A 22,813-nucleotide genomic window follows, 5' to 3' on the forward strand; every position below is an offset into this window, starting at 1 on the left:
TGCCCGTCGCCACGGCTTACGCTTACGAGGCCGTTACGCCATGACCGATAAAGAAGCAGAAGTAAAGGCGCCCAAGATCGAATTCCCAGTGACGGATTATCCCGTCAAGGTGATCAGCGATACCGGCGTGGGCCGTAAGGACACCATTCTCGCGATCGTTCGCAAATACGCGACGATCAATGACAACCGCGTGGACGAGCGTCAAAGCTCCACCGGCAAATACACCACGATCCAGTTGCACATCGTTGCGACGGATCAGGACCAGCTCTACAACATCAACAGCGAACTGCGGGCCACCGGCTTCGTGCACATGGTGCTGTGATGTCACAGGTCCTGGGCTTTCGCGAGCTCGGCCGGATGGACTACGAGCCCGTCTGGCACGCCATGCAGCGCTTCACTAACGAGCGCGGCACGTCGGCCCCCGATGAGATCTGGCTGGTGGAACACCCGCCCGTGTTCACCCAGGGCCAGGCCGGCAAGGCCGAGCATCTGCTGCTGCCGGGGGAAATTCCGGTGGTGCAGGTCGACCGAGGTGGCCAAGTGACTTACCATGGGCCCGGCCAACTCGTGGCTTATTTGCTGCTGGATGTGCGCAAGCTGGGGTTTGGCGTGCGCGACCTGGTCAGCCGCATGGAGGGTTGCCTGATCGAGCTGCTGGCCAGTTACGGAGTGACTGCTGCGGCCAAGCCGGATGCGCCGGGTGTGTACGTTGATGGCGCGAAGATCGCCTCCCTGGGGCTGCGGATTCGCCACGGCTGTTCCTTTCATGGCCTGGCCCTGAACGTGGACATGGACCTGGCACCGTTCCGGCGGATCAACCCGTGTGGCTATGCCGGGTTGGCGATGACGCAACTGAGCGACCACGCCACACCGATTAAATTTGCCGAGGTAAGTGCCCGGCTGCGTGCGCAGCTCGTCAAACACCTCGACTATGCTGAGCAGACGACCCTTACGGGCGGAATCGACTGATTATGACTACTGATGCAGTGCAAACCATGATCCCGACGGTGGACGTTACCGAACGCCCAGCCCCGGCCCCGCGTGCCAAGGTGGAAGCCGGCGTCAAGCTGCGCGGCGCCGAAAAGGTTGCACGCATCCCGGTGAAGATCATTCCGACCACCGAACTGCCGAAGAAACCCGACTGGATCCGCGTGCGCATCCCGGTTTCGCCGGAAGTCGACCGTATCAAGGCGCTGCTGCGCAAACACAAGCTGCACAGCGTCTGCGAAGAGGCCTCCTGCCCGAACCTGGGCGAGTGCTTTTCCGGCGGCACCGCCACCTTCATGATCATGGGGGATATCTGCACCCGTCGTTGCCCGTTCTGCGACGTTGGCCACGGCCGTCCGAAGCCACTGGACGTCAACGAGCCGGAAAGCCTGGCCATCGCCATCGCCGACCTGCGCCTCAAGTACGTGGTGATCACCTCGGTAGACCGCGACGACCTGCGTGACGGCGGTGCCCAGCACTTTGCCGACTGCATCCGCGAAATCCGCAAGCTGTCGCCGAACGTGATGCTCGAAACCCTGGTGCCGGACTACCGCGGTCGCATGGACGTGGCGCTGGAAATCACCGCAGCCGAGCCGCCGGATGTGTTCAACCACAACCTGGAAACCGTGCCGCGCCTGTACAAGGCTGCCCGCCCCGGTTCGGACTACCAGTGGTCGCTGACCCTGCTGCAGAAATTCAAGCAGATGATGCCGCACATCCCGACCAAGTCCGGCTTGATGCTGGGCCTGGGCGAGACCGACGAAGAAGTCATCGAAGTCATGAAGCGCATGCGCGAACACGACATCGACATGCTGACCCTCGGCCAGTACCTGCAACCGTCCCGCAGCCACTTGCCGGTGCAGCGTTTCGTGCACCCGGACACCTTCGCCTGGTTCGCCGAGGAAGGCTACAAGATGGGCTTCAAGAACGTGGCGTCCGGCCCGCTGGTGCGTTCTTCGTACCATGCGGACGAGCAGGCCAAGCTGGTCAAGGCAAGCCTGGTTTCCTGATAGCGCTGTGAGCGGCACCGCAGGTTAATGTGGGAGGGGGCTTGCCCCCGATAGCGGACTGTCAGTCAGCACTTCTGATACTGATACACCGCCATCGGGGACAAGCCTCCTCCCACAGTTGTTTCGCGTTAGCCAAGGAGAGTCGTGGATGACCGCTGCAGTACCTGCCCTCCGTAGCGAAGGCACCATCGCCCTGATCGCCCCCGCCGGCCCCGCCATCCTGGACGTTGAAAAAGCCGGCCAATGGATGCGCACCCGCGGCTACGACCTGCGCATCTTCCCGGGTGTCTATGAACGCGACGGCTACCTCGCCGGCAGCGATAAAACTCGCCTCAACGACCTGCACACAGCTTTCGCCGACCCTGAAATCGACGCCATCTTCTGCCTGCGTGGCGGCTACGGCACGCCGCGCCTGCTCGATAGGCTGGACTTCGACCTGCTACGCGCCAATGCCAAACCCTTCGTGGGTTACAGCGACATCACCGCGCTGCACCTGGCAATCAGCCGTTACGCCGGCTTCGTGACCTTCCATGGGCCGATGCTCAACGCCGATCTCTTGGGCGACAAGCAACCACCTACCGAGTATTCATTGTTCAGCATGCTGCGCGGCCAGTTGGGCGCTGGCAGCGAGTTGACGCACCCCGTGGCGTACCCGCTGACCACAATCGAGCCTGGCATTGCCTGTGGGCGCTTGCTGGGTGGCAATCTGTCGATGATCGCGGCAGTCATGGGCACACCCTTTGAGATCGACGCAGATGGCATCATCCTGTTGATCGAGGACGTCAACGAGCCGATCTACCGTATCGACCGCCTGCTGACGCACCTGCGCCTGGCGGGCAAGCTGGAGCAGGTCGCCGGCGTACTGGTAGGGGACGTGGCGGGTGTGGATCAGGTTGCGCTGGAGCGCTTGCTCAAGCAGACCTTCGAGCCATTGCGCATCCCGGTGTTGTCCGGTTGGCGCAGTGGGCATTGCGACCCGAACCTGACGTTGCCGATGGGCGCATTGGTGCGGTTGGATGCGGGGGAGCAGCGGGTGGTGTTGGAGCAGGATGTGGTGTTCAAAGCCTGAGCTTTTTAGTCTGTCAGTCCGTCATCGGGGGCAAGCCCCCTCCCACAATGGAATGCTGTCGGAATGTGGGAGGGGGCTTGCCCCCGATAGCGATAGCCGCCAAAGGCAGCTCTATCGATTCTGCAACGACTCCAATAGTTTAACCGTCGGATACCCATCCGCCGGCCAGCCCAAGGCCTGCTGCGCCGCACGAATCGCCTTGCGCGTATTGGCGCCGATAATCCCATCCGGGTTGCCCGCGTCATAGCCGTTGGCACTCAAGGCCGTCTGCAAGTCGATGCGCTGTGAGCGGCTCAATGGCAGCTCATCCTTCGGCCAATCGCCACGGATCACTCCACCGCCACCAAAGCGTTCCGACAACAAGCCAACCGCCAGTGCATAGGACGAGGAGTTGTTGTACTTGAGGATCGCGCGGAAGTTATCCAGCACCAGGAACGCCGGGCCACGGTAACCGGCCGGCAACAGCAGCGCAGCGGAGAGTTGGTCGACGTTGGGCGGCATGCTTGCGCCGGGCGGCAGTTGGATACCCAGTTTCAGCCAATCTGCGACCGTCTTGCGGATGCCGCCATCGGCCAGGGCGTAATCGAAGTTCGCCGGCAGTTGTTTCACTTCGAAACCCCACGGTTGGCCTTTCTGCCAGCCGGAGCTCTGCAGGTAGTGTGCGGTGGAGGCGAGGGCGTCTGACGGGCTGTTCCAGATATCGCGGCGACCGTCGCCATCGAAGTCGACGGCGTGGGTGTTGTAGGTGGTTGGGATAAATTGGGTCTGGCCCATGGCGCCGGCCCAGGAACCTTTCATCTGGTCGGCCTGGATATCGCCGTGCTGGATGATCTGCAGCGCCGCCAGCAATTGCGCCTGGGCAAATGCCGGGCGGCGGCCTTCGTAGGCCAGGGTCGCCAGGGAGCGGATCACCGAGTTGTTGCCCTGGAACTGGCCGAAGTTACTTTCCATGCCCCATACCGACACCAGCGCCTGGCGGTCGACGCCATAACGTTGTTCGATGCTTTGCAGGATGTCGGCGTACTTGACCAGCAACGCCTGGCCGTTGCGCACGCGCACGGGCGACAGGGCGCCGTCGAGGTATTCCCACACCGGGCGGGAAAATTCCGGCTGGCTGCGGTCGGCGCGGATCACCGCCATGTCGGGTGTGACGTTGGCGAATGCGTTGTCGAACACGGTGGCGGTGATGCCGGCCTGCAGGGCTTGCACGCGAAAGGCCGCCTGCCATTCGGCGAAGGTCTGGGTCGGCTGGATATCAAGATTATCCACAGCCAGCGGGGCCACGACAGCGGGCGCAACCACAGGGGCGGTCTGGAGCTTGGGCAGCGGTTGAGCGTCGGCGGCGGTGGGTTTCTCCGCACAGGCGACGAGCAGGATGAGGCTGGAGGCAGCGATCAGCTGGCGAAAGTGCCAACGACGGGAAAGACTAGAGGGCATGCACAGGTCCAGGGATTGCAAATCAGGTGCAGACCTTATCATGCCAGAGGGCTGCTTGCCTTCAGGCAGCCAGAAAGTAAGAAGCCTCCCAGCTATTAGACTGGAAGGCTTCGCGGCGGTAGCTGCCTTTGCCCTTGCCGGCGCGTTCCTGACGGCTACGGAACAGTGGCTGGGCGATGATGGATTTGGCCTTGTTGGGGCCATGCTTGGATGGCTTTTTGCTCATGGTCGTTACTCTCGTTGGGTGGTTGAAGCGGTGCAAATCATCTGCCGATGTTGCGCCGCTGTAAAGCCCTTCGAGAGGTAGGACTATTCTGCCGGTAATGTCAGGCGCTGGCCGGCCATCAACAATGATAAACGGCTCAGGCTCATCCACGGCGAACCCGCCGCCTGGCCCTTGATCTGCGCGTCGATGCGTTGCGCTTCCAGCAGCAATTGCGCCCAGCGTTGCGCCGAGTGCCGCTGCAGTGCTTTGCTCATCAAGGGTTTGCGCTTGTCCCACACCGGCGGCCTGGCCTGGCTGAAGCATTTGTCCAGCGGCGTACCCTGGCTGTATTGCAGGGCAATATTGGCCAGCACCCGCAGTTCCCGGGCCAGGGCCCAGAGAATCACCGGCGGTTCCACGCCTTCGCCGCGCAGGCCTTCAAGCATACGCAAAGCGTGGGCGGGTTCACCGTTGAGGATCGCATCCACCAGCCCGAACACATCGAAGCGCGCGCTATCGGCCACGGCGCCCTGGACGGTTTCGACGGTAATCTGCCCGTCTTCGGCCATCAGCTTGAGCTTTTCGATCTCCTGGGCAGCGGCCAGCAAATTGCCTTCAACCCGGGCGGCGATCAACTCCACTGCGTCCTGGGTCGCCGACAGTCCCGACTGCGACAGCCGCTGGCGAATCCATTGCGGCAACTGGCTGCTGTCCACCGGCCAGATCTGGATGAACTGGGTCTGCGCCCCTTCCACCAGGGCCTTGCCCCACTTGGTTTTCTGCGCGCTGCCATCAAGCTTGGGCAGGCTGATCAACAGCACGGTGTCTTCGGCGGGGCGCGAGCAGTATTCCATCAGGGCGGCCGCGCCTTTGTCGCCAGGCTTGCCCGAAGGCAGGCGCAGTTCCAGCAGGCGCTTCTCGGCAAACAGCGACATGCTCGCACCGGCCTGCAGCAGCGTGCCCCAGTCGAAGCTGGCGTCGGCGCTGAAGACCTGGCGTTCGTCGAAACCTTGCTGGCGTGCCGCCGTGCGAATGGCGTCGGCGGCTTCCTGACACAGCAGCGGATCATCACCGCTGACAATGTAGACAGGCGCAAGGCCACCTTGCAGGTGTTTGGCGAGTTGGGCAGGGGCGAGTTTCATAGGCGGGGTAAACGGGGCGCTTGGGGCGCCCCGTCCGGCTTACTCGACAGGGACTTCAACAGGCGACTGTTTCGGTGTGTTGTCTTCGTACTCTTTGGCAGCTTTCAGCGCGTCGGCCTCGGCCTTGGCCTTGTTGTCAGCCTGTTGCTGCAGGGTCTCCAGTTGTTCCGGAGTCAGCATCGACAGGCGCAGCACAATGCGCTGTACCAGTTCGCGACGCATTTCCTTGCGCACCTGCTGGATTTCGGAGTCCGAACCCACCAGGTTGTTGCCATCGTGGCTGACCACTTTCTGCACCTGAATCTTGTCACCCATCAGCGGCAGATGATCGCGGCCCTGGATTTCGAAGTTGAGCGCAGTGCTCAGTTCGATGTCGGACGCACGCCCGGCGCTGGCGTAGCTCAGGTTACGCTGGGTTTCTCTTTCGTCCACCAGGAACAGTTTGTACGTCGCGCCGGTGTAGACGTGCACGCCGCTGTTTTCCAGCACCTGACGCAATTGCGTCACCGTATCGCCGTAGGCGTTGCGGGCGCTGACGTCGAGTTCCTTGATCGTCAGGTCATTGGTGGCAGTACCGCGCAGCTGGAAGCCGCATGCGCTCAGCAGCACGGCAAGGCCCATCACCAGCAAATTGCGTTTGATCATTTTGTTGCTCCCCTTGAAACCATGTGGGCCTTATCGAGGCCCTGAAGGCTTTGTTCGACGCAGGGCCCAAGCCCTGCGCCCGATCCGATTAGCTCGCGACGATATTGACCAGTTTGCCAGGCACCACGATCACTTTGCGAATCGTCAGGCCTTCGGTAAAGCGCAGCACGTTTTCGTTGACGCGGGCGGCCGCTTCAACGTCTTCGCGGCTGGCGGTGGCTGGCATGTCGATCTGGCCACGCAGTTTACCGTTGACCTGGATCACCAGTTGCAGCGTGTCCTGTACCAGGGCGCTGTCATCCTGCACCGGCCAGCGCGCATCGATGACGGCGTCGCTGTGGCCCAGGCGGTTCCACAGGTCGTGGCTGATGTGCGGCGTGATCGGCGCCAGCAGCAGGGTGACCGTTTCCAGGCCTTCCTGTACCAGTGCGCGATCCTGCTCAGTCACTTGTGGGGCTTTTTCCAGCACATTCATCAGCGTCATTACCTGGGCGATGGCGGTGTTGAACTTGTGGTTCTGGCCCACGTCCTGGCTGGCTTGCTTGATGGCCAGGTGGGTGCTGCGGCGAATGAGTTTCTGCTCGTCGCTCAAGGCGGCCACGTCCAGTTTGCCCGGCAGGCCCTGGCTGATGTGAGCGTGCGCCAGGCGCCAGACGCGCTTGAGGAAACGGTGCGAGCCTTCGACGCCGGAGTCGGACCATTCGGCGCTCATGTCAGGCGGCGAGGCGAACATCATGAACAGGCGGCAGGTGTCCGCGCCGAACTGATCGATCATCGACTGCGGGTCAACGCCATTGTTCTTGGACTTGGCCATCTTCTCGGTGCCGCCGATTTCCACCGGCAGGCCGTCGGCGATCAGCTTGGCGCTGATGACCTTGGCTTTGCTGTCGCGCTCAAGCTCGACGTCTGCCGGGTTGAACCAGGTGTAGGCGCCATTGGCTTCACGGCGATAGTAGGTCTCGGCGACCACCATGCCCTGGGTCAGCAGGTTCTTGAACGGCTCATCGGAGCTCACCAGGCCTTCGTCACGCATCAGCTTGTGGAAGAAGCGCGCGTACAACAGGTGAAGGATGGCGTGTTCGATACCGCCGATATACTGGTCAACCGGCAACCAGTGGTCGGCCGCGGATTTCTCTACCAGGCCGCCTTCATAGTGCGGCGAGGCGTAGCGGGCGTAATACCACGAGGACTCCACGAAGGTGTCCATGGTGTCGGTTTCACGTTTGGCAGGCGCGCCGCATTTGGGGCAACTGCATTCGTAGAATTCGGGCATGCGCGCCAATGGCGAACCGGCGCCGTCCGGCACCACGTCTTCCGGCAGGACGACTGGCAGTTGATCTTCCGGTACTGGCACGTCGCCACAGCTTTCGCAGTGGATGATCGGGATCGGGCAGCCCCAGTAGCGCTGGCGGCTGATACCCCAGTCGCGCAGGCGGAACTGGGTGCGCGAGGCACCGAGGTTTTTCTTGATCAGGGCGACTTCAATGGCGTCGAAGGCGCCCTGGAAGTCCAGGCCATCAAACTCGCCGGAATTGATCAGCTCACCGTGCTCGCCGTAGGCGTCCTGCCACGGGGCCGGGTTGGTGTCGCCCGAGCTGGTACGCACCACGGACTTGATCGGCAGGCTGTACTTGGTGGCGAATTCGAAATCGCGCTCGTCGTGAGCCGGCACAGCCATGACAGCGCCATCGCCGTAGTGCATCAGCACGTAGTTGGCCACCCACACCGGCAGCTTTTCACCGGTGAGTGGGTGCTCGACGAACAGGCCGGTCGGCAGGCCTTTTTTCTCCTGGGTGGCGACGTCGGCCTCGGCCACGCTACCGCCTTTGCATTCGGCGATGAACGCCTGCAACTCAGGGTTGTTCTGTGCAGCCAGGGTGGCCAGCGGGTGTTCGGCGGCCACGGCGACGTAGGTCGCGCCCATCAGGGTGTCCGGGCGGGTGGTGAAGACTTTCAGTGCGCCCGCTTCGCCGATCGAGTCGATGTTGTACGGGAACTGCACTTCCATGCCCTTGGATTTGCCGATCCAGTTGCGTTGCATGGTCTTGACCTGCTCCGGCCAGCCCGGCAGGTCGTCGAGGCTCGACAACAGTTCATCCGCGTAGGCGATGATCTTGAAGTAGTACATCGGGATTTCGCGCTTTTCGATCAGCGCGCCGGAGCGCCAGCCGCGACCGTCGATCACTTGCTCGTTGGCAAGGACGGTCTGGTCGATCGGGTCCCAGTTCACGGTGCCGCTTTTTTTGTAGATCACACCTTTTTCGAACAGGCGCGTGAACAGCCATTGTTCCCAGCGGTAGTAATCCGGCTTGCAGGTGGTGACTTCGCGGGACCAGTCCACCGCCAGGCCCAGGCTGCGCAGCTGGGTCTTCATGTAGGCGATGTTTTCGTAGGTCCACTTGGCGGGGGCCACGTTGTTTTTCATCGCGGCGTTTTCCGCCGGCATGCCGAAGGCGTCCCAACCCATGGGTTGCAGGACGTTCTTGCCTTGCATGCGCTGGTAACGGGAAATCACGTCGCCGATGGTGTAGTTACGCACGTGCCCCATGTGTAGCTTGCCGCTGGGGTAAGGGAACATCGATAGGCAGTAGTAAGTCTCCTTGCCTGGCTGTTCACTGACTTCAAAGGACTTTTGCTCGTCCCAGAAGGTTTGGGCGGCATTTTCTATTTCACGGGGCTGATATTGTTCGTGCATGGCTACTTTTGAACTGAATAGGGGTGGCCTAATCCTCTTCGGTGCAACATTCAGGTTGATCGACACCAAAAAGCGGCGCGTCCGTGCCCAAACCCTGCGGGAAGTGGAGTTACAGGAAGCGCCGTAGCATACATGACCCCACTCTATCGAGGGAAACCCTGATTGCTCTGGCAGGGCCGTCTGTCGTGGCGCCGGGCAGGCGCAGCCACGGGGGCTACGCTGTTTATTGGGGAGCAAGTCTTTCTTCAATGAGGTGAGGGGATGGTTGAATCGCAGCGAATCGTAACGAAACCGGAAATCTACGAAGGACTGATCGACCGATTGGGTCGTGCATTGGATGCAGCGAGGACAGCGGGCCGATTGCGTGATGAACGGCCTGTGGAGTTGGAACTGCGCGGTTTGACCCGCGCGGAGCTGGAACTGATCAAGGCTTTTCTGGAACGGAATGGGCGCGGTGCGCCTCCTCTGGTGGCAACCCCGCCACCCAAGGAGCCCACGCACTCTGCCAAGGTGGTGTGGCTCAAGGACTTGTCGGTCGGTCGCGGCCCGGAAAAACGCCGCTTCGTACGCTACAAGTAGTTCACTCCCCCAGAGCAACACCTTCGCGTCATGTCACGGTAAAGATTGTCGCTAAACCCCGTTACACCTTAGGCTTCGGGCATCTTTGGAGATGCCCGATGCCTATTCGTTACTTCATCAAACAACTGCTCCTGCCGCCCGGCATTCTTTTGCTGTTGCTGGCCCTTGCCTGGTGGTTTCGGCGCAGCCGGCCACGCTTGGCGGGTTGCTGCTTTGCGCTGGGGTTTGGCGGTATGTGGCTGATCAGCCTGCCGGTGATGGTGGAGTGGGGCGCGCGAACCCTGGAAACCGAGCCGCCGTTGGCGCGGGAAGACTGGTCGACGCTGGCGCAGCGCGCCGATGCGATCGTGGTGTTGGGCTCCGGGCGGGAGCGCGGGGACCCGGCCTGGGGCACCGATCAGCCGACGGGTATCGGCCTGGAGCGCCAGCGCTATGCCGCACGATTGGCCAAGGCCTCCGGGCTGCCGGTGCTGACTACCGGCGGCCTGCATTACGGCACACCGCCCAGCGAGGCGGAACTGATGGCGGTATCTATGCAGGATGACTTCGGCGTGACAGTGCGCTGGAAGGAAGAACGCAGCCGAACCACCTGGGAAAACGCGCAGATGAGCGCGGAAATTCTCTTGCCCGAAGGCATCAGGCGCGTGGTGGTGGTGACCCAGGCCTGGCACATGCCGCGTTCGGTGTGGAGCTTCGAGAAGGCCGGTTTCACCGTGGTGCCTGCGCCGGTGGGCTTCCTGGGCGTGGATAACGCCCGGCCACTGGGTGGCTGGATGCCTGAGTTCGTATCAGTGTGGCGCAGCGGGCAGTTGATCAACGAAGCGGTGGGGCAGCTGGGTTATCGGTTGTTCTATCGATAACGCGGCAGATCAACATCTGGGAGGGGGCAACCCCCCCTCCCACATTGGTTATGGGTTGTCTGTCAGACGGTTTTGGACATGCGGCCCGCCAGCAGCGCCCAACCGAACAGCCCCAGGCACAGGATGATCAACGGCCACGAACGCCATTGCAGGTACGGCGTGAGGTTGTGCATCGGCACCACTTCGCCGTAGAGAATGCCGCGTTCGAATTGCGGGATCTGCGCCGTGATCTGCCCGAACGGGTTGATCAGGCCGGTCACGCCATTGTTGGTGGCGCGGATCATCCAGCGCCCGGCTTCCAGCGCACGCATCTGCGCCATTTGCAGGTGCTGCAACGGGCCGATGGAGCGGCCGAACCAGGTGTCGTTGCTGATGGTCAGCAGCAGATCGCTCTGGGCTGACAGGCCGGCGGCGAATTCCGGGTACACCACTTCGTAGCAAATGAACGGCGCAATCTGATAACCCTTGGCCTGCAGCATCGCCTGGTCAGAGGGACCGCGGGCGAAGTCCGACATCGGTAGATCAAAAAAGGCAATCAGGCCACGCAACATGTCCTGCAGCGGCACGTATTCACCGAACGGCACCAGCTTCTGCTTGAGGTAGGTACCGTCGCCTTCGCCGACCACGGTGATGCCATTGAAGTAGCGCTTCTGGTGGTGCACTTCCTGGCGAATCGGTACCCCGGTGATCAGCGCGGTGTGCCGGTCGGCGGCGAACTTGCCCATCATGCCCAGGTAGCCTTCGACAGACTCCTTGAGCACCGGCACCGCCGTTTCCGGCCATACCAGCAAGTCGACACGCTTGGAGCTGAAGCTCATGTCGCGATACAGCGCCAGCTGCGCGTTGAGCTGCTCCGGGTCCCACTTCATGCTCTGTTCGACGTTGCCCTGGATGGCGGCCACGCTCAGCGGCGCGCCGGACGGACTGGTCCAGGCGTGATGCTTGAGTGCCAGGCCGATCGCCCAGGGTGCTACCAGCAATACCAGGCCGGCACCGATAAAGGCGTTGCGCTTGCCGGCCAGCAGGCGCGGCAGGTTGCACAGCAGCGCGGCGGTGAGTGCCAGGGCAAAGGAGATCAGCCACATCCCGCCCAGCGGCGCGAGGCCGGTGAGCGGGCCATCGAGTTGGCTGTACCCGGAATACAACCATGGGAAACCGGTGAGGAACCAGCCGCGAAATGCTTCCTGGCCCACCCACAACGCCGCGAAGGTCAGGGCATCGGCCAGCGGCGCTTCGTTGCGACGCAACCAGCGCGCCCACAGCCAGGCGGGCAGGGCGAAGAACCAGGCGATGGCAGCGGTGAACAGCAGCATCAGGAACCCCGCCAGCAACACCGAAGCGCCGCCGAAGTGGTGGATGCTGTAGTAGATCCAGCTGGTGCCGGCGCCGAACAGGCCGAAGCCGAAACACCAGCCACGGCCCAGGGCCTGGCGTGGGCTCAGTTCCCGCAGCCCGACATAGAACAGGCCGACCGCCACCAGCGCAAAAGGCCACAGGTCGAACGGCGCCAGCGCCAGGGTGGTGATGGCGCCGGCCACCACGGCCAGCAAATTACCGGGCCAGCCGGGGCGGGTTAGGCGCTGCATGTCATTCCTTAGCGGGCAATTGGTGTCAGGCGGATCAGGTGGATGCGACGGCTGTCGGCATTCAGGATACGGAAGCGATACGCGCCGATCTCGGTGGTTTCGTTACGCTTGGGCAGGTGCCCGAACGCACTCATCACCAGGCCTCCGACGGTGTCGAACTCATCGTCGGAGAATTCGCTGTCGAAGAACTCGTTGAAGTTCTCGATCGGCGTCAGCGCCTTGATCAGGAAGTCACCGCTGGGCAGTGGCTTGATGTAGCTGTCTTCTTCGACGTCGTGTTCGTCTTCGATATCGCCGACGATCTGTTCCAGCACGTCTTCAATCGTCACCAGGCCAGCTACGCCGCCGTATTCGTCGATCACAATGGCCATGTGATTGTGGTTGGCGCGGAATTCGCGCAGCAACACGTTCAGGCGCTTGGATTCAGGCACGAAGGTGGCCGGACGCAGCAAGTCCTTGATATTGAAGCTGTCGCCGTTCTCCTTGAGGATCAGCGGCAGCAGGTCCTTGGCAAGCAGGACGCCCATGACATCGTCATGGCTTTCACCGATCACCGGGTAGCGCGAGTGCGCCGAGTCGATCACGGCCGGGAGGAACTCCCGTGGGGTCTGGGTCGCCTTGATGCTGATCATCTGCGAGCGCGGGACCATGATGTCCCGTACTTGCAGGTCAGCCACCTGGATGGCGCCCTCGACAATGGCCAGCGCTTCGCTGTCCAGCAACTTGTTCTGATGGGCCTCGCGCAGCAGCTCCAAGAGCTCCTGGCGGTTTTTCGGCTCGTGGGCAAAAGCCTGGGTCAGTTTACCCAGCCATGACTTCTGCCCGTTGCTCGATCGGTCTTCGCTCATAGCGATTACTCTGAATCCTTTATTGTTACAGTTGAGTGTTTTTAAGCTTCGTCGTCGGCATATGGGTCCGGATGACCCAATTCTGCAAGCAACGTTTGTTCCAGTGTTTCCATTTCCTCGGCTTCCTCATCGTCTATATGGTCGTAACCCAAGAGATGCAAGCAGCCGTGGATGACTAGATGGGCCCAGTGGGCTTCAAGTTCCTTGCCTTGTTCCTTTGCCTCGCGCTCCACCACGGCGACACAGATGACCAGATCGCCCAGCAACGGGATATCCAGCAGCTCATCCGGCACATCGGCGGGGAAGGACAGCACATTGGTCGCGTAATCCTTCTGGCGCCAGGTGTGATTCAGTTCGCGGCCCTCGGGCTCGTCCACCAGGCGAATGGTCAGTTCCGAGTCGGCGGTGCGCTGGCGCAGGGCCAGGGCGCACCACTGACGGAACTGGGCTTCGCTGGGGGCGGGCGCTTCGGTGGCCAGCTGCAGGTCTAGCTCAAGCATCGCGGCGAAGGTCCTTGGCCGGTGCATCGTCGCGATGGTCGAAGCGCTCGTAGGCTTCGACGATGCGCTGCACCAGCGGGTGACGAACCACATCCTTGGGCATGAAGTGCGTGAAGCTGATGCCCGGCACGTCCTTGAGCACCTCGATCACCTGGGCCAGGCCCGACTTGGTGCCTTTGGGCAGGTCGACCTGGGTGACATCGCCGGTGATCACGGCGGTGGAGCCGAAACCGATGCGGGTGAGGAACATCTTCATCTGCTCGACCGTGGTGTTCTGGCTTTCGTCGAGGATGATGAAGCTGTTGTTCAAGGTACGACCACGCATGTAGGCCAGCGGGGCGATCTCGATCACCTGGCGTTCGATCAGCTTGGCCACGTATTCGAAGCCAAGCATCTCGTACAGTGCGTCGTAGAGCGGGCGCAGGTACGGGTCGATCTTCTGGGCGAGGTCGCCGGGCAGGAAGCCGAGCTTCTCGCCAGCCTCGACCGCCGGGCGTACCAGCAGGATGCGGCGCACTTGCTCGCGTTCCAGCGCGTCGACTGCGCAGGCCACGGCCAGGTAGGTCTTGCCGGTACCGGCGGGGCCGATGCCGAAGTTGATGTCGTTGCCGAGGATTTCCTTGACGTACTTCTGCTGATTCAAGCCGCGCGGGCGAATCATGCCTTTTTTGGTACGCAGGGCCACGCTGGCTTCGGCCACGGGGTTATTGGCCAGGTCTTCGACGGCCGATTCCTGCAGGTACAGGTGCACGGTTTCCGGCGACAGCTCGCTACCCTTGGTTTCGCGGTAGAGGCGGCGCAGCAGGTTTTCTGCGGACGTGGTGTGTTGGGGTTCACCAATGAGCTCGAACTGATTGCCGCGGTTGCGGATCTCGATGCTCAGGCGTTGTTCGATCAGGCGCAGGTGCTCGTCGAACTGTCCGCACAGATTGGCGAAACGGCGAGCCTCAAAGGGCTCGAGGAGAAAACGATGGGGTTCTGCTATGGGTGCGTTCAAGGTTGTTTTTAGCCGCCCTTTGGCTGTTGAGGTGAAAGAGAGAATAACGCCAGCTGCCCGTGCGCGAAAGCACTTACGTCATCGGAATGTTGCGCGGTCAGAATGTGGGAGGGCGCTTGCCCCCGATAGCGCCGGTTCAGATAAAACATCTGTGTCTGACACGCCGTCAGCGGGGGCAAGCCCCCTCCCACCTAATCAGGCAATTATTGCCGCAATGACCCGCGCAACGAATGCGGCTGCGCCGCATCGATGTGCACATCGGCAAACTGGCCGATCAGGGTCGGATTATCGCAACGGAAGTTTACGATTCGGTTGTTCTCGGTACGCCCCTGCAATTCGCCCGGGTCTTTTTTCGAATAGTCGGTGACCAGGATGCGCTGGACAGACCCGACCATTTGTCGGCTGATCTCGAAACCCTGCTGGTTCAAGCGGTGTTGCAGCGCATTGAGGCGCTCTTTTTTCAGCGCTTCCGGGGTGTCGTCCGCCAGGTCGGCCGCCGGGGTGCCGGGGCGTTGGCTGTAGACGAACGAATAGGAGAAGTCGAAGCCGACATCTTCGATCAGCTTCATGGTCTGCTCGAAGTCTTTCTCGGTCTCGCCGGGGAAGCCGACGATAAAGTCCGAACTGATGCAGATGCCCGGCACCGCTGCGCGCAATTTGCGCAGTTTGGATTTGTATTCCAGGGCGGTGTGGTTGCGTTTCATGGCCGCCAGAATGCGGTCCGAGCCCGATTGCACCGGCAAGTGCAGGTGCTTGACCAGCTCCGGCACTTCAGCGTGGGCCTGGATCAGGCTGTCGGAGAACTCCAGCGGGTGTGAGGTGGTGTAGCGGATGCGCTCGATACCGTCCACGGCAGCCACCACGCGGATCAGCTCCGCCAGGTCGGCCAGGCGGCCATCCTCGGTCAGGCCGCGGTAGCCATTGACGTTCTGGCCCAGCAGGGTCACTTCGCGCACGCCGTTTTCGGCCAGGTGGATGATTTCCGACAGCACATCGTCAAATGGCCGGCTGACTTCTTCACCGCGTGTGTAGGGCACCACGCAGAAGGTACAGTACTTGCTGCAGCCTTCCATCACCGACACATAGGCGCTTGGCCCATCGATACGGGGTTCGGGCAAGTGGTCGAATTTTTCGATCTCCGGGAACGACACATCCACCTGCGGCAGCTTGGTAGCGCGCGCGGCGTCGATCATTTCCGGCAGGCGGTGCAGGGTCTGCGGGCCGAAGACCACGTCGACATAAGGTGCGCGGTCGCGGATCGCGGCGCCTTCCTGGCTGGCCACGCAACCGCCGACGGCGATCACCATGTCCGGGTTGGCCAGTTTCAATTCGCGCCAGCGGCCCAGTTGCGAGTACACACGGTCCTGGGCCCGCTCGCGGATCGAGCAGGTATTGAGCAGGATCACGTCGGCATCTTCGGCGCGGGCGGTGACTTCCAGGGCCTGGTGTTCGCCCAGCAGATCGACCATGCGCGAGCTGTCGTACTCGTTCATCTGGCAACCGTGGGTTTCGATGTAAAGCTTCTTGGCCATGGGAATCGTCAACTGGTGGTAAAGAACCGCGCATTATAGGGGGCATGCCCATTGGTTCCTAGCGTTGTGCATCGGGTGCCATGCTATAGTTCGCGCCCTCTTTTATATCCCCGATGTGTTGTTCGCCCACCATGACCAAACGTGAAGCTCCAATCTACAAGGTGATTTTCCTCAACCAGGGCCAGGTGTTCGAAATGTACGCCAAGCAGATCTATCAAAGTGATCTGTGGGGTTTCCTGGAGGTGGAAGAGTTCGTCTTTGGCGAGCGCACCCAGTTGGTCGTCGACCCGGGCGAAGAGAAGCTCAAGGCGCAGTTCGAAGGCGTGGTGCGCAGCTTTGTGCCGATGCATTCGATTGTGCGCATCGATGAAGTCGAGCGCCTGGGCACGCCGAAGATCAGCGAGGCGCGGGGCACCAGCAATGTGATGCCATTTCCGATGCCAATGCCGGAGAAGTAAGGCGGCTGTCAGGGCAGCGGTGAGAAGGGCGAACGCCCATCGGCGCTCTGCAGTTCCAGAAGGTAGTTGCGGAAAATCTGGCCCAGCACCTGGGTCGCCACTTCCAGTTCATCGCGCTGCATGTGCTCGGCGACTTCGTCGGCGGTGTCCAGCGCGTCTTCAGCGCCGTTGACCGCGGCCATTTTCAGCACGATGTAGGCCTGGACGTTGTTGGCCGGCACGCCTTCGCCCTTGAAGAACATGTTGCCCAACTGGAATTGCGCTTGGGCATGGCCCTGCAACGACGCTTTCTCGAAGTAGCTCAAGGCCTTGTTGAGGTCGCGGGCAGGGTTCTTGCTGTCGTGGAAGTACTCGCCCAACTCGTATTGCGCCTGCGCATCCCCGCCGTCGGCCTGCTTCTGGCACGCGCTCAGGGCTTCGGCCTGGCTGTCTGGCTGGGTATTGAGGGTGCAACGACCCATCGCTGGGATTAACAACGAGTTGCCGCCTGCTTGTGCATGTGCCAGCAGCGGCTGAAGGAGCAACAGGCAGCCCAGAACCAGGGTGCGGCCGGTGCGTTTCATGGGAATCGACTTACCTCTGACGGGGCACGCGGACCCTCGGGGGATCCAATAAGCGCGCATTATGAAATAAGCAGGCCTCTGCTTACAAAGTCTTTACTCGTTTTTCTGCTGCTTGGGCAAGTTATCTGCCGGATTGCAGGTGAATTCTCGGAAAAACTCGGAAATATCTGTAAGCAAAGTAGCAAATCAGACACCGTTTGCGGGGTGCCTGATGGTTGCGGCCTGTTACTTCAGTGCGGCGAAGGCGCGTTCGGCGGCGTCGAGGGTCAGTTTCAGCTCGGCTTCGCCGTGGGCGATCGAGGTGAAGCCGGCTTCGAAAGCGCTCGGTGCCAGGTATACGCCGCCTTCCAGCATCAGGTGGAAGAAGCGTTTGAACAGACCGGCATCGCTGCCCATTACGTCGTCAAAAGTGACGATATCGTCGGCACCGCTGAAGTACAGGCCGAACATACCGCCCGCCTGGGTGGTGACAAACGGAATGCCTGCGGCATCGGCGCGCTGTTGCAGGCCGTCGAGCAGGCGCGTGGTGTAGTCGGTCAGCTCGGCGTGGAAGCCCGGGCGGCTGATCAGGCGCAGGGTGGTCAAGCCGGCGGCCATGGCCAGTGGGTTACCCGACAAGGTGCCCGCCTGGTACACCGGGCCAAGCGGCGCGATGTGCTGCATGATCTCGCGCTTGCCGCCGAAGCAGCCCACCGGCATGCCGCCGCCGATGATCTTGCCGAAGGTGCTCAGGTCCGGCGTGACGCCGTAGTGCGCCTGGGCGCCGCCGAGGGCGACGCGGAAACCGGTCATCACTTCGTCGAAAATCAGCACCACGCCGTGTTTGTCGCACTGTTCGCGCAGGCCTTCCAGAAAGCCTGGCGCGGGCGGCACGCAGTTCATATTGCCGGCCACCGGCTCGACGATGATGCAGGCCACGTCCTGGCCCACTTCATTGAGCATCTGCTCGACGGCGGCGATGTCGTTGAACGGCAGGGTCAGGGTGTGCTTGGCAAACGCGGCAGGCACGCCCGCCGAGCTAGGGACACCTTGGGTCAGCGCGCCAGAACCGGCCTTGACCAACAGGCTGTCGGAGTGGCCGTGGTAGCAGCCTTCGAACTTGATGATGCTGTCGCGGCCGGTGAAACCACGGGCCAGGCGGATTGCGCTCATGGTGGCTTCGGTGCCGGAGCTGACCATGCGCACCATTTCCATCGACGGCACGATCGAGCAGACCAGGTCCGCCATCTCGGTTTCCATGGCGGTCGGCGCGCCGTAGGACAGGCCGTGTTCCAGTTGCTTGCGCACCGCGTCCAGTACGTCCGGGTGGCTGTGGCCGAGGATCATCGGGCCCCAGGAGCCGACGTAGTCCACGTAGCGCTTGTCATCTTCGTCGGTGACGTAGGCGCCTTCGGCATGCTTGAAGAACAGCGGCGTGCCGCCCACGCTCTTGAACGCACGCACGGGGGAGTTCACACCGCCGGGGATGTGTTTCTGGGCATTGGCAAACAGCGTTTCGGAACGGGACATGATCGGGCTCTCTAAACTGAAATTTTAAGAAGGTCGTTGAACGCACGGGCGCGGCGCGTGACTTCCTGGGTGCTATCGGCGCCAAACAGGCCGTGCACCACCGCCAGCAGGTCGGCACCGTGGGCCACCAGGGGTTCGGCGTTCTCCAGGGTGATGCCGCCGATCACGCAGATCGGCAGCTGCAGGCGCGCACGGGCCAGGGCCAGCATTTCGACGGTGGCGGCCGGGGCGCCGGGCTTGGTACTGGAATTGAAGAAGCGACCGAAGGCGACGTAGCTCGCACCTTCCTTGGCAGCCTGCTCGGCCAGTTCGATCTGGCTGTGGCAGGTGGAACCGATGATGGCCTTGGAGCCGAGCAGGGCACGGGCCGGGGTCAGCGGGCCGTCGGTCTGGCCCAGGTGCACGCCGACGCCGAGGCGCGCGGCCAGTTCGGCGTCGTCGTTGATAATGAGTTGGGTTTTGTAGCGCGAGCACAGCTCCCGCAGCTTTTCTGCTTCACGCAGGCGCCGGGCTTCGTCGCTGCTTTTGTCGCGGTATTGCAGCAGGGTCACGCCACCGTCCAGCGCCGCTTCGACGTAGGCGAGGAATTTGCCGGCCAACAGTTGGCTGTCGGTAATGGCGTAAAGGCCACGTAGTTTCATCAGGCAGGCCTCGTGCTGTTAAGAGCAGAAATCCAGCGGCAGACGGCGCGGCACGAACTGGCCCTGGCCGAGTTGTTCTGCGTCACGCAGGGTGCGCCAAGTGTAGTTGAGGGCCGATTGCACGGCGCTCACCAGGCCTTCGCCCTGGGCGATCCGGCCCGACAGGGCACTGGCCAGCGTGCAGCCCGAACCGTGATAACTGCCAGGCAGGCGCTGGCAGGTAAAGGTCTGGCGCGTGCCGTCGCGGCTGTAGAGGCGGTTGTGTACTTCGTGCTCGTCGCCATGCCCGCCGGTGATCAGCAAATGCCTGATATACGGCAGCAGCTTCTCGGCGCATTCGTCCGCCGAGCCTTCCGGCAGCTCGGCGAGGATGCGCGCTTCGGGCAGGTTCGGCGTGGCGATCAGCGACAACGGCAACAGCCGCTCGCGCATCGCATAACCGACCTCGTCCTTGCCCAGGCTACCGCCGCCACCGGCGCGCAGTACCGGGTCGCACACCACCGGCAGGTGCGGATGCGCCTGCAGCAGTTCGACCACGGTGTCGACCATCGCGGTGGAACCGAGCATGCCGAGCTTGACCGCCGCCACTTCGGAGTCGCCGAGCACGGCATTGGCCTGGGCCAGTACCCATTCGCGGTCGAGCACGCGGAAGTCGCTGACGTTGACCGTGTTCTGCACGGTCAGCGCGGTGACGGCCGGAGCCGCGTGGCAACCCTGGGCGAGCAGGGCTTCGATATCTGCCTGCAAGCCGGCGCCACCACTGGGGTCATGGCCGGAGAGACAGAGGACAACGGGGCGAGAGCTGTAGATATTCATGGTGCGCGAGCTTACCACCAAACGCTTTTGGCGGGGCTGTTGCGCGAAAGAGGATTTTCACCGCGGGTGGAAGGTTTCAGCAATCCAGGTGAGTGCATGAACATTGCTGAAAGCCGCGTTCTAGAGCCTTTCAAAAAATTATTTCAATGGTGTCCAATAGCCTTTAGTGGCTATGCTAGAGTGGATCCAAACTACTAACTGTATTGCCGGTGTACGTCTTCTCAAAAGGAATGGGGGGCTTTTTGACATAACCGGGCAGGCCACGCTGGGGCTCTATGCGCTATTTGCTGATTTTATTGTTGTGCGGGCTGCCGCTGCTCGCCAGCGCCATCGAGTTCAACCAGGACACGCGCAGCCTGCCGCTGGGTCGAGCCTTGCAAGTGCTCGAAGACCCGACCGATGCCCTCACGATCGCCGATGTCAGCGCACCCTCTGCCGTCACGCAGTTCAAGCCCCACGATAAAGACACGCTCAACGCCGGTTACTCACGTTCGGTGTTCTGGCTCAAGGTCAATCTGCACTACCTGCCTCAGAATCCTGAAGCCCAACGCACCTGGTTGCTGGAGCTGGCCTACCCGCCGCTCGACCATCTGGACCTGTACCTGCCCGACAGCACAGGCACCTATCGCCTCGCCGGGCGCACAGGGGATGCGCTGCCGTTTGCCGCCCGTGAGATTCGCCAGAACAACTACCTGTTCAAGCTCGACTTCACGCCGGGCGAAGCGAAAACCGTCTACCTGCGCCTGCAAAGCGAAGGCTCGATCCAGGCGCCCTTGACGCTGTGGTCCAGCACCGCCTACCTGGAACAACAGCCGCTGCGCCTGTATGTGTTGGGCCTGATCTACGGCGTGTTGCTGGGCATGCTGGTGTACAACCTGTTCATCTATCTCAGCGTGCGCGACACCAGCTACCTCTATTACATCCTGTATATCGCTTCATTCGGCATGTACCAGCTGTCGGTCAATGGCGCGGCAGTGGAGTACTTCTGGCCGGACAACCCCTGGTGGGCGAATGCGGCGACGCCGTTCCTGATTGGCTCGGCCGCGTTGTTCGGCAGCCTGTTTGCGCGCAGCTTTCTGCACACGGCCCAGCACAGCCGCTGGATCAACCGTCTGTTGCTGGGGCTGGTGGCGTGTGGCGGTGTGGTGATGCTGCTGTCGTTGATGACCAGCTACGCCCTGGCGCTGCGCCTGGCCACCGGCTTGGCGCTGGTATTTACCGTGACCATCTTTGTCGCGGCCATCAAGGCCTGGTATTGCGGGCAGCGGGTGGCGCGCTATTTCATCATTGCCTGGTCGGCGTTCCTGCTCGGTGGGGTGGTCAATACCCTGATGGTGCTGGGCTACCTGCCGAATGTGTTCCTGACCATGTACGCCAGCCAGATCGGTTCGGCGATCGAAGTAGCGTTGTTGTCCCTGGCCCTGGCCGACCGCATCAACGCAATGCGTGAGCAACAGGCGCAGATCCTGTTCGATGCCAGCCAGAAGCTCGAAGTGCTCAACCAGCAATTGGCCCGCAGCAACCGCCTCAAGGATGAATTCCTCGCCACCCTGACTCACGAACTGCGCACCCCGATGAACGGCGTGATCGGCTCCCTCGAACTCATGCAAACCGTGCCGCTGGATGCGGACCTGGCGCAGTACCAGCAAACCGCTGCCGGCTCGGCGCGGGACATGATGCGCATGGTCAACGGCATCCTCACCCTCACCGAGTTGCAGGCCGGGCGCCTGGTTGCGCGGCCCGAGGTGTTCAGCCTGCGCGGTACGCTCGACACCTTGCGCCAGCAGTTCAGCGCCAGCGCCCAGAGCAAGGGCCTGGCCTTTTCCATCGATGTGGCGGACGAGCTGCCGGACCGCGTGCTGGGCGATGCCGACAAACTGCTGCAGTGCCTCGATTGCCTGCTGGATAACGCCTTCAAGTTCACCCACGAAGGTTCGGTGCGCCTGCGGGTGGTCGGTGTGCCCCACAGCGATGGTCGCCTTCGCCTGAGTTTTATCGTCACCGACACCGGGATCGGCTTTGCTTTCCTTGATGAAGCCACCCTGTACCAGCGCTTCTTCCAGCTGGATGGCTCCACCACTCGTGAGTACGGCGGCCTGGGCATCGGCCTGGCCATCTGCCGGCAACTGGTCGAACTGCTGGGCGGGCGCCTCACCCATCATTCCGAGCCGCGCAAAGGCAGCCGCTTTCAGCTGGAAGTAGAGGTCAGCCCGGTCCCGTCCGAGTCAAAGCCTGGACCGGACAAACAACGTGCGCCCCAGGAATGCTCGGTGCTGTTGGTGGATGACAACAGCGTCGGCCAATTGGCGGTGCGCGGTATGTTGCTCAAGCTCGGTTACCGGGTGAAAACCGTGGACAGCGGCCCGAGCGCGCTGGCGGCGTTGCAGGCAGCGGATTTCGATGCAGTGCTGTTGGATGTTCCAGAAGGCGGTTTCTCGTTGTGCTGTCAGATTCGTGCGTTGCCTGGCTGCGGCGAATTACCGGTGATCGCCTTGAGCTCGTCACTGAATGTGTCGGAGCGCGAGGGCTGCCATGGCATCGGGATTTCCGAGCGCCTGGCCAAGCCTGTACGTTTCGAGGCGTTGCAGGTGGTGTTGGAGCGTCGGTTGTTGTGCCCGTTAGAGGGCAAAAGCGCCGGACAATCGGCGGGTATGTCACTTTTTTAAGCGGTATGACGGTGCTTAACTGAAATGCAGGCCTCAACTGAACGTGGCCTTTTTTCTTGGAGGCCCGT

The 22,813-nt window shown here is 62.0% G+C and carries 22 protein-coding genes; 8 read left to right on the forward strand and 14 right to left on the reverse strand.

Annotated elements, in window-relative coordinates:
• Positions 1-40: 40 nt before the first annotated feature.
• The 4 genes from BM110_RS24620 (at position 41) to BM110_RS24635 (ending at position 3,066) form a co-directional block, all read left to right on the forward strand.
• Entirely contained in the window at positions 41-322 is a 282-nt protein-coding gene (locus BM110_RS24620; protein WP_071489894.1) for a DUF493 domain-containing protein, read from the forward strand.
• Positions 322-969: a lipoyl(octanoyl) transferase LipB gene (gene lipB, locus BM110_RS24625; protein WP_093514307.1), complete on the forward strand. Its 648-nt coding sequence runs from the start codon at positions 322-324 to the stop codon at positions 967-969. The genes BM110_RS24620 and lipB overlap by 1 nt, the downstream gene beginning before the upstream one ends.
• A 26-nt stretch (positions 970-995) precedes the next feature.
• Complete coding sequence (lipA, locus tag BM110_RS24630; RefSeq protein WP_166794335.1) at positions 996-1,997, forward strand: lipoyl synthase; 1,002 nt, start codon at positions 996-998, stop codon at positions 1,995-1,997.
• A gap of 148 nt (positions 1,998-2,145) precedes the next feature.
• Positions 2,146-3,066, forward strand: a complete 921-nt coding sequence (locus BM110_RS24635; RefSeq protein WP_093514308.1) for a S66 peptidase family protein — start codon at positions 2,146-2,148, stop codon at positions 3,064-3,066.
• Between the two features lie 111 nt (positions 3,067-3,177).
• On the opposite strand, the gene BM110_RS24640 is transcribed toward BM110_RS24635, so the two are convergent.
• From BM110_RS24640 to leuS, 5 genes are all read right to left on the reverse strand, one after another.
• Positions 3,178-4,503, reverse strand: coding sequence for a lytic murein transglycosylase (locus tag BM110_RS24640; protein WP_092248145.1), 1,326 nt, complete (start codon positions 4,501-4,503; stop codon positions 3,178-3,180).
• Between the two features lie 61 nt (positions 4,504-4,564).
• Positions 4,565-4,729: an alternative ribosome rescue factor ArfA gene (gene arfA / locus BM110_RS24645; RefSeq protein WP_003176285.1), complete on the reverse strand. Its 165-nt coding sequence runs from the start codon at positions 4,727-4,729 to the stop codon at positions 4,565-4,567.
• 83 nt (positions 4,730-4,812) lie between these two features.
• Positions 4,813-5,850 (reverse strand): DNA polymerase III subunit delta, encoded by a 1,038-nt coding sequence (gene holA, locus BM110_RS24650; protein ID WP_093514309.1) that lies wholly within the window; start codon positions 5,848-5,850, stop codon positions 4,813-4,815.
• A gap of 39 nt (positions 5,851-5,889) precedes the next feature.
• On the reverse strand, positions 5,890-6,495 hold the full coding sequence (lptE, locus tag BM110_RS24655; RefSeq protein ID WP_092248148.1) for an LPS-assembly lipoprotein LptE: 606 nt from the start codon (positions 6,493-6,495) through the stop codon (positions 5,890-5,892).
• 88 nt (positions 6,496-6,583) lie between these two features.
• Positions 6,584-9,190, reverse strand: coding sequence for a leucine--tRNA ligase (gene leuS, locus BM110_RS24660; protein ID WP_093514310.1), 2,607 nt, complete (start codon positions 9,188-9,190; stop codon positions 6,584-6,586).
• 261 nt (positions 9,191-9,451) lie between these two features.
• Here leuS and BM110_RS24665 point away from each other — a divergent pair, with 261 nt between their 5' ends.
• Together BM110_RS24665 and BM110_RS24670 are read left to right on the forward strand one after the other, a co-directional pair.
• Entirely contained in the window at positions 9,452-9,769 is a 318-nt protein-coding gene (locus BM110_RS24665) for a hypothetical protein (protein ID WP_092248154.1), read from the forward strand.
• Positions 9,770-9,867: 98 nt separating this feature from the next.
• Complete coding sequence (locus tag BM110_RS24670; RefSeq protein WP_093514311.1) at positions 9,868-10,629, forward strand: YdcF family protein; 762 nt, start codon at positions 9,868-9,870, stop codon at positions 10,627-10,629.
• Between the two features lie 62 nt (positions 10,630-10,691).
• Here BM110_RS24670 and lnt read toward each other — a convergent pair whose 3' ends face one another.
• The 5 genes from lnt to miaB all read right to left on the reverse strand — a co-directional run bounded on the left by lnt (position 10,692) and on the right by miaB (position 16,092).
• A complete protein-coding gene (lnt, locus tag BM110_RS24675) occupies positions 10,692-12,215 on the reverse strand; it encodes an apolipoprotein N-acyltransferase (RefSeq protein WP_092248159.1) in 1,524 nt (507 codons plus the stop codon).
• Between the two features lie 8 nt (positions 12,216-12,223).
• On the reverse strand, positions 12,224-13,063 hold the full coding sequence (locus BM110_RS24680; RefSeq protein WP_010206772.1) for an HlyC/CorC family transporter: 840 nt from the start codon (positions 13,061-13,063) through the stop codon (positions 12,224-12,226).
• Between the two features lie 41 nt (positions 13,064-13,104).
• Entirely contained in the window at positions 13,105-13,563 is a 459-nt protein-coding gene (gene ybeY, locus BM110_RS24685; RefSeq protein WP_093125711.1) for an rRNA maturation RNase YbeY, read from the reverse strand.
• Entirely contained in the window at positions 13,556-14,560 is a 1,005-nt protein-coding gene (locus tag BM110_RS24690; RefSeq protein ID WP_092248165.1) for a PhoH family protein, read from the reverse strand. Before BM110_RS24690 ends, ybeY begins: the two co-directional genes overlap by 8 nt.
• Positions 14,561-14,763: 203 nt before the next feature.
• A complete protein-coding gene (gene miaB / locus BM110_RS24695; RefSeq protein ID WP_092248168.1) occupies positions 14,764-16,092 on the reverse strand; it encodes a tRNA (N6-isopentenyl adenosine(37)-C2)-methylthiotransferase MiaB in 1,329 nt (442 codons plus the stop codon).
• A 131-nt stretch (positions 16,093-16,223) separates the two neighbouring features.
• Between miaB and BM110_RS24700 the strand changes: the two genes are divergently transcribed.
• The gene (locus BM110_RS24700; protein WP_003194436.1) at positions 16,224-16,550 is read left to right on the forward strand and encodes a DUF1820 family protein; all 327 of its coding nucleotides are present in this window, start codon (positions 16,224-16,226) and stop codon (positions 16,548-16,550) included.
• Between the two features lie 8 nt (positions 16,551-16,558).
• On the opposite strand, the gene BM110_RS24705 is transcribed toward BM110_RS24700, so the two are convergent.
• From BM110_RS24705 to BM110_RS24720, 4 genes are all read right to left on the reverse strand, one after another.
• Positions 16,559-17,113: a tetratricopeptide repeat protein gene (locus BM110_RS24705; RefSeq protein WP_071489908.1), complete on the reverse strand. Its 555-nt coding sequence runs from the start codon at positions 17,111-17,113 to the stop codon at positions 16,559-16,561.
• Between the two features lie 225 nt (positions 17,114-17,338).
• A complete protein-coding gene (gene hemL / locus BM110_RS24710) occupies positions 17,339-18,622 on the reverse strand; it encodes a glutamate-1-semialdehyde 2,1-aminomutase (protein ID WP_092248174.1) in 1,284 nt (427 codons plus the stop codon).
• 11 nt (positions 18,623-18,633) lie between these two features.
• Entirely contained in the window at positions 18,634-19,263 is a 630-nt protein-coding gene (gene thiE / locus BM110_RS24715; protein ID WP_092248177.1) for a thiamine phosphate synthase, read from the reverse strand.
• Positions 19,264-19,281: 18 nt separating this feature from the next.
• A complete protein-coding gene (locus BM110_RS24720) occupies positions 19,282-20,079 on the reverse strand; it encodes a hydroxymethylpyrimidine/phosphomethylpyrimidine kinase (protein WP_092248180.1) in 798 nt (265 codons plus the stop codon).
• A gap of 275 nt (positions 20,080-20,354) precedes the next feature.
• Here BM110_RS24720 and BM110_RS24725 point away from each other — a divergent pair, with 275 nt between their 5' ends.
• Entirely contained in the window at positions 20,355-22,745 is a 2,391-nt protein-coding gene (locus tag BM110_RS24725) for a hybrid sensor histidine kinase/response regulator (protein ID WP_092248183.1), read from the forward strand.
• Positions 22,746-22,813: the final 68 nt, after the last annotated feature.

Source organism: Pseudomonas sp. NFPP28, from assembly GCF_900115535.1.
Taxonomy (GTDB): domain Bacteria; phylum Pseudomonadota; class Gammaproteobacteria; order Pseudomonadales; family Pseudomonadaceae; genus Aquipseudomonas; species Aquipseudomonas extremorientalis.

Excerpts from the sequence above, each read along its gene's own strand:
- BM110_RS24720 (WP_092248180.1), bottom strand. The coding sequence starts at position 20,079 with ATGAATATCTACAGCTCTCGCCCCGTTGTCCTCTGTCTCTCCGGCCAT.
- BM110_RS24670 (WP_093514311.1), top strand. The coding sequence starts at position 9,868 with ATGCCTATTCGTTACTTCATCAAACAACTGCTCCTGCCGCCCGGCATT.
- leuS (WP_093514310.1), bottom strand. The coding sequence starts at position 9,190 with ATGCACGAACAATATCAGCCCCGTGAAATAGAAAATGCCGCCCAAACC.
- BM110_RS24680 (WP_010206772.1), bottom strand. The coding sequence starts at position 13,063 with ATGAGCGAAGACCGATCGAGCAACGGGCAGAAGTCATGGCTGGGTAAA.
- BM110_RS24640 (WP_092248145.1), bottom strand. The coding sequence starts at position 4,503 with ATGCCCTCTAGTCTTTCCCGTCGTTGGCACTTTCGCCAGCTGATCGCT.
- thiE (WP_092248177.1), bottom strand. The coding sequence starts at position 19,263 with ATGAAACTACGTGGCCTTTACGCCATTACCGACAGCCAACTGTTGGCC.
- BM110_RS24700 (WP_003194436.1), top strand. The coding sequence starts at position 16,224 with ATGACCAAACGTGAAGCTCCAATCTACAAGGTGATTTTCCTCAACCAG.
- lipB (WP_093514307.1), top strand. The coding sequence starts at position 322 with ATGTCACAGGTCCTGGGCTTTCGCGAGCTCGGCCGGATGGACTACGAG.
- BM110_RS24620 (WP_071489894.1), top strand. The coding sequence starts at position 41 with ATGACCGATAAAGAAGCAGAAGTAAAGGCGCCCAAGATCGAATTCCCA.
- BM110_RS24705 (WP_071489908.1), bottom strand. The coding sequence starts at position 17,113 with ATGAAACGCACCGGCCGCACCCTGGTTCTGGGCTGCCTGTTGCTCCTT.
- BM110_RS24635 (WP_093514308.1), top strand. The coding sequence starts at position 2,146 with ATGACCGCTGCAGTACCTGCCCTCCGTAGCGAAGGCACCATCGCCCTG.
- miaB (WP_092248168.1), bottom strand. The coding sequence starts at position 16,092 with ATGGCCAAGAAGCTTTACATCGAAACCCACGGTTGCCAGATGAACGAG.
- lipA (WP_166794335.1), top strand. The coding sequence starts at position 996 with ATGATCCCGACGGTGGACGTTACCGAACGCCCAGCCCCGGCCCCGCGT.
- hemL (WP_092248174.1), bottom strand. The coding sequence starts at position 18,622 with ATGTCCCGTTCCGAAACGCTGTTTGCCAATGCCCAGAAACACATCCCC.
- BM110_RS24725 (WP_092248183.1), top strand. The coding sequence starts at position 20,355 with ATGCGCTATTTGCTGATTTTATTGTTGTGCGGGCTGCCGCTGCTCGCC.
- BM110_RS24665 (WP_092248154.1), top strand. The coding sequence starts at position 9,452 with ATGGTTGAATCGCAGCGAATCGTAACGAAACCGGAAATCTACGAAGGA.
- arfA (WP_003176285.1), bottom strand. The coding sequence starts at position 4,729 with ATGAGCAAAAAGCCATCCAAGCATGGCCCCAACAAGGCCAAATCCATC.
- holA (WP_093514309.1), bottom strand. The coding sequence starts at position 5,850 with ATGAAACTCGCCCCTGCCCAACTCGCCAAACACCTGCAAGGTGGCCTT.
- ybeY (WP_093125711.1), bottom strand. The coding sequence starts at position 13,563 with ATGCTTGAGCTAGACCTGCAGCTGGCCACCGAAGCGCCCGCCCCCAGC.
- lnt (WP_092248159.1), bottom strand. The coding sequence starts at position 12,215 with ATGCAGCGCCTAACCCGCCCCGGCTGGCCCGGTAATTTGCTGGCCGTG.
- lptE (WP_092248148.1), bottom strand. The coding sequence starts at position 6,495 with ATGATCAAACGCAATTTGCTGGTGATGGGCCTTGCCGTGCTGCTGAGC.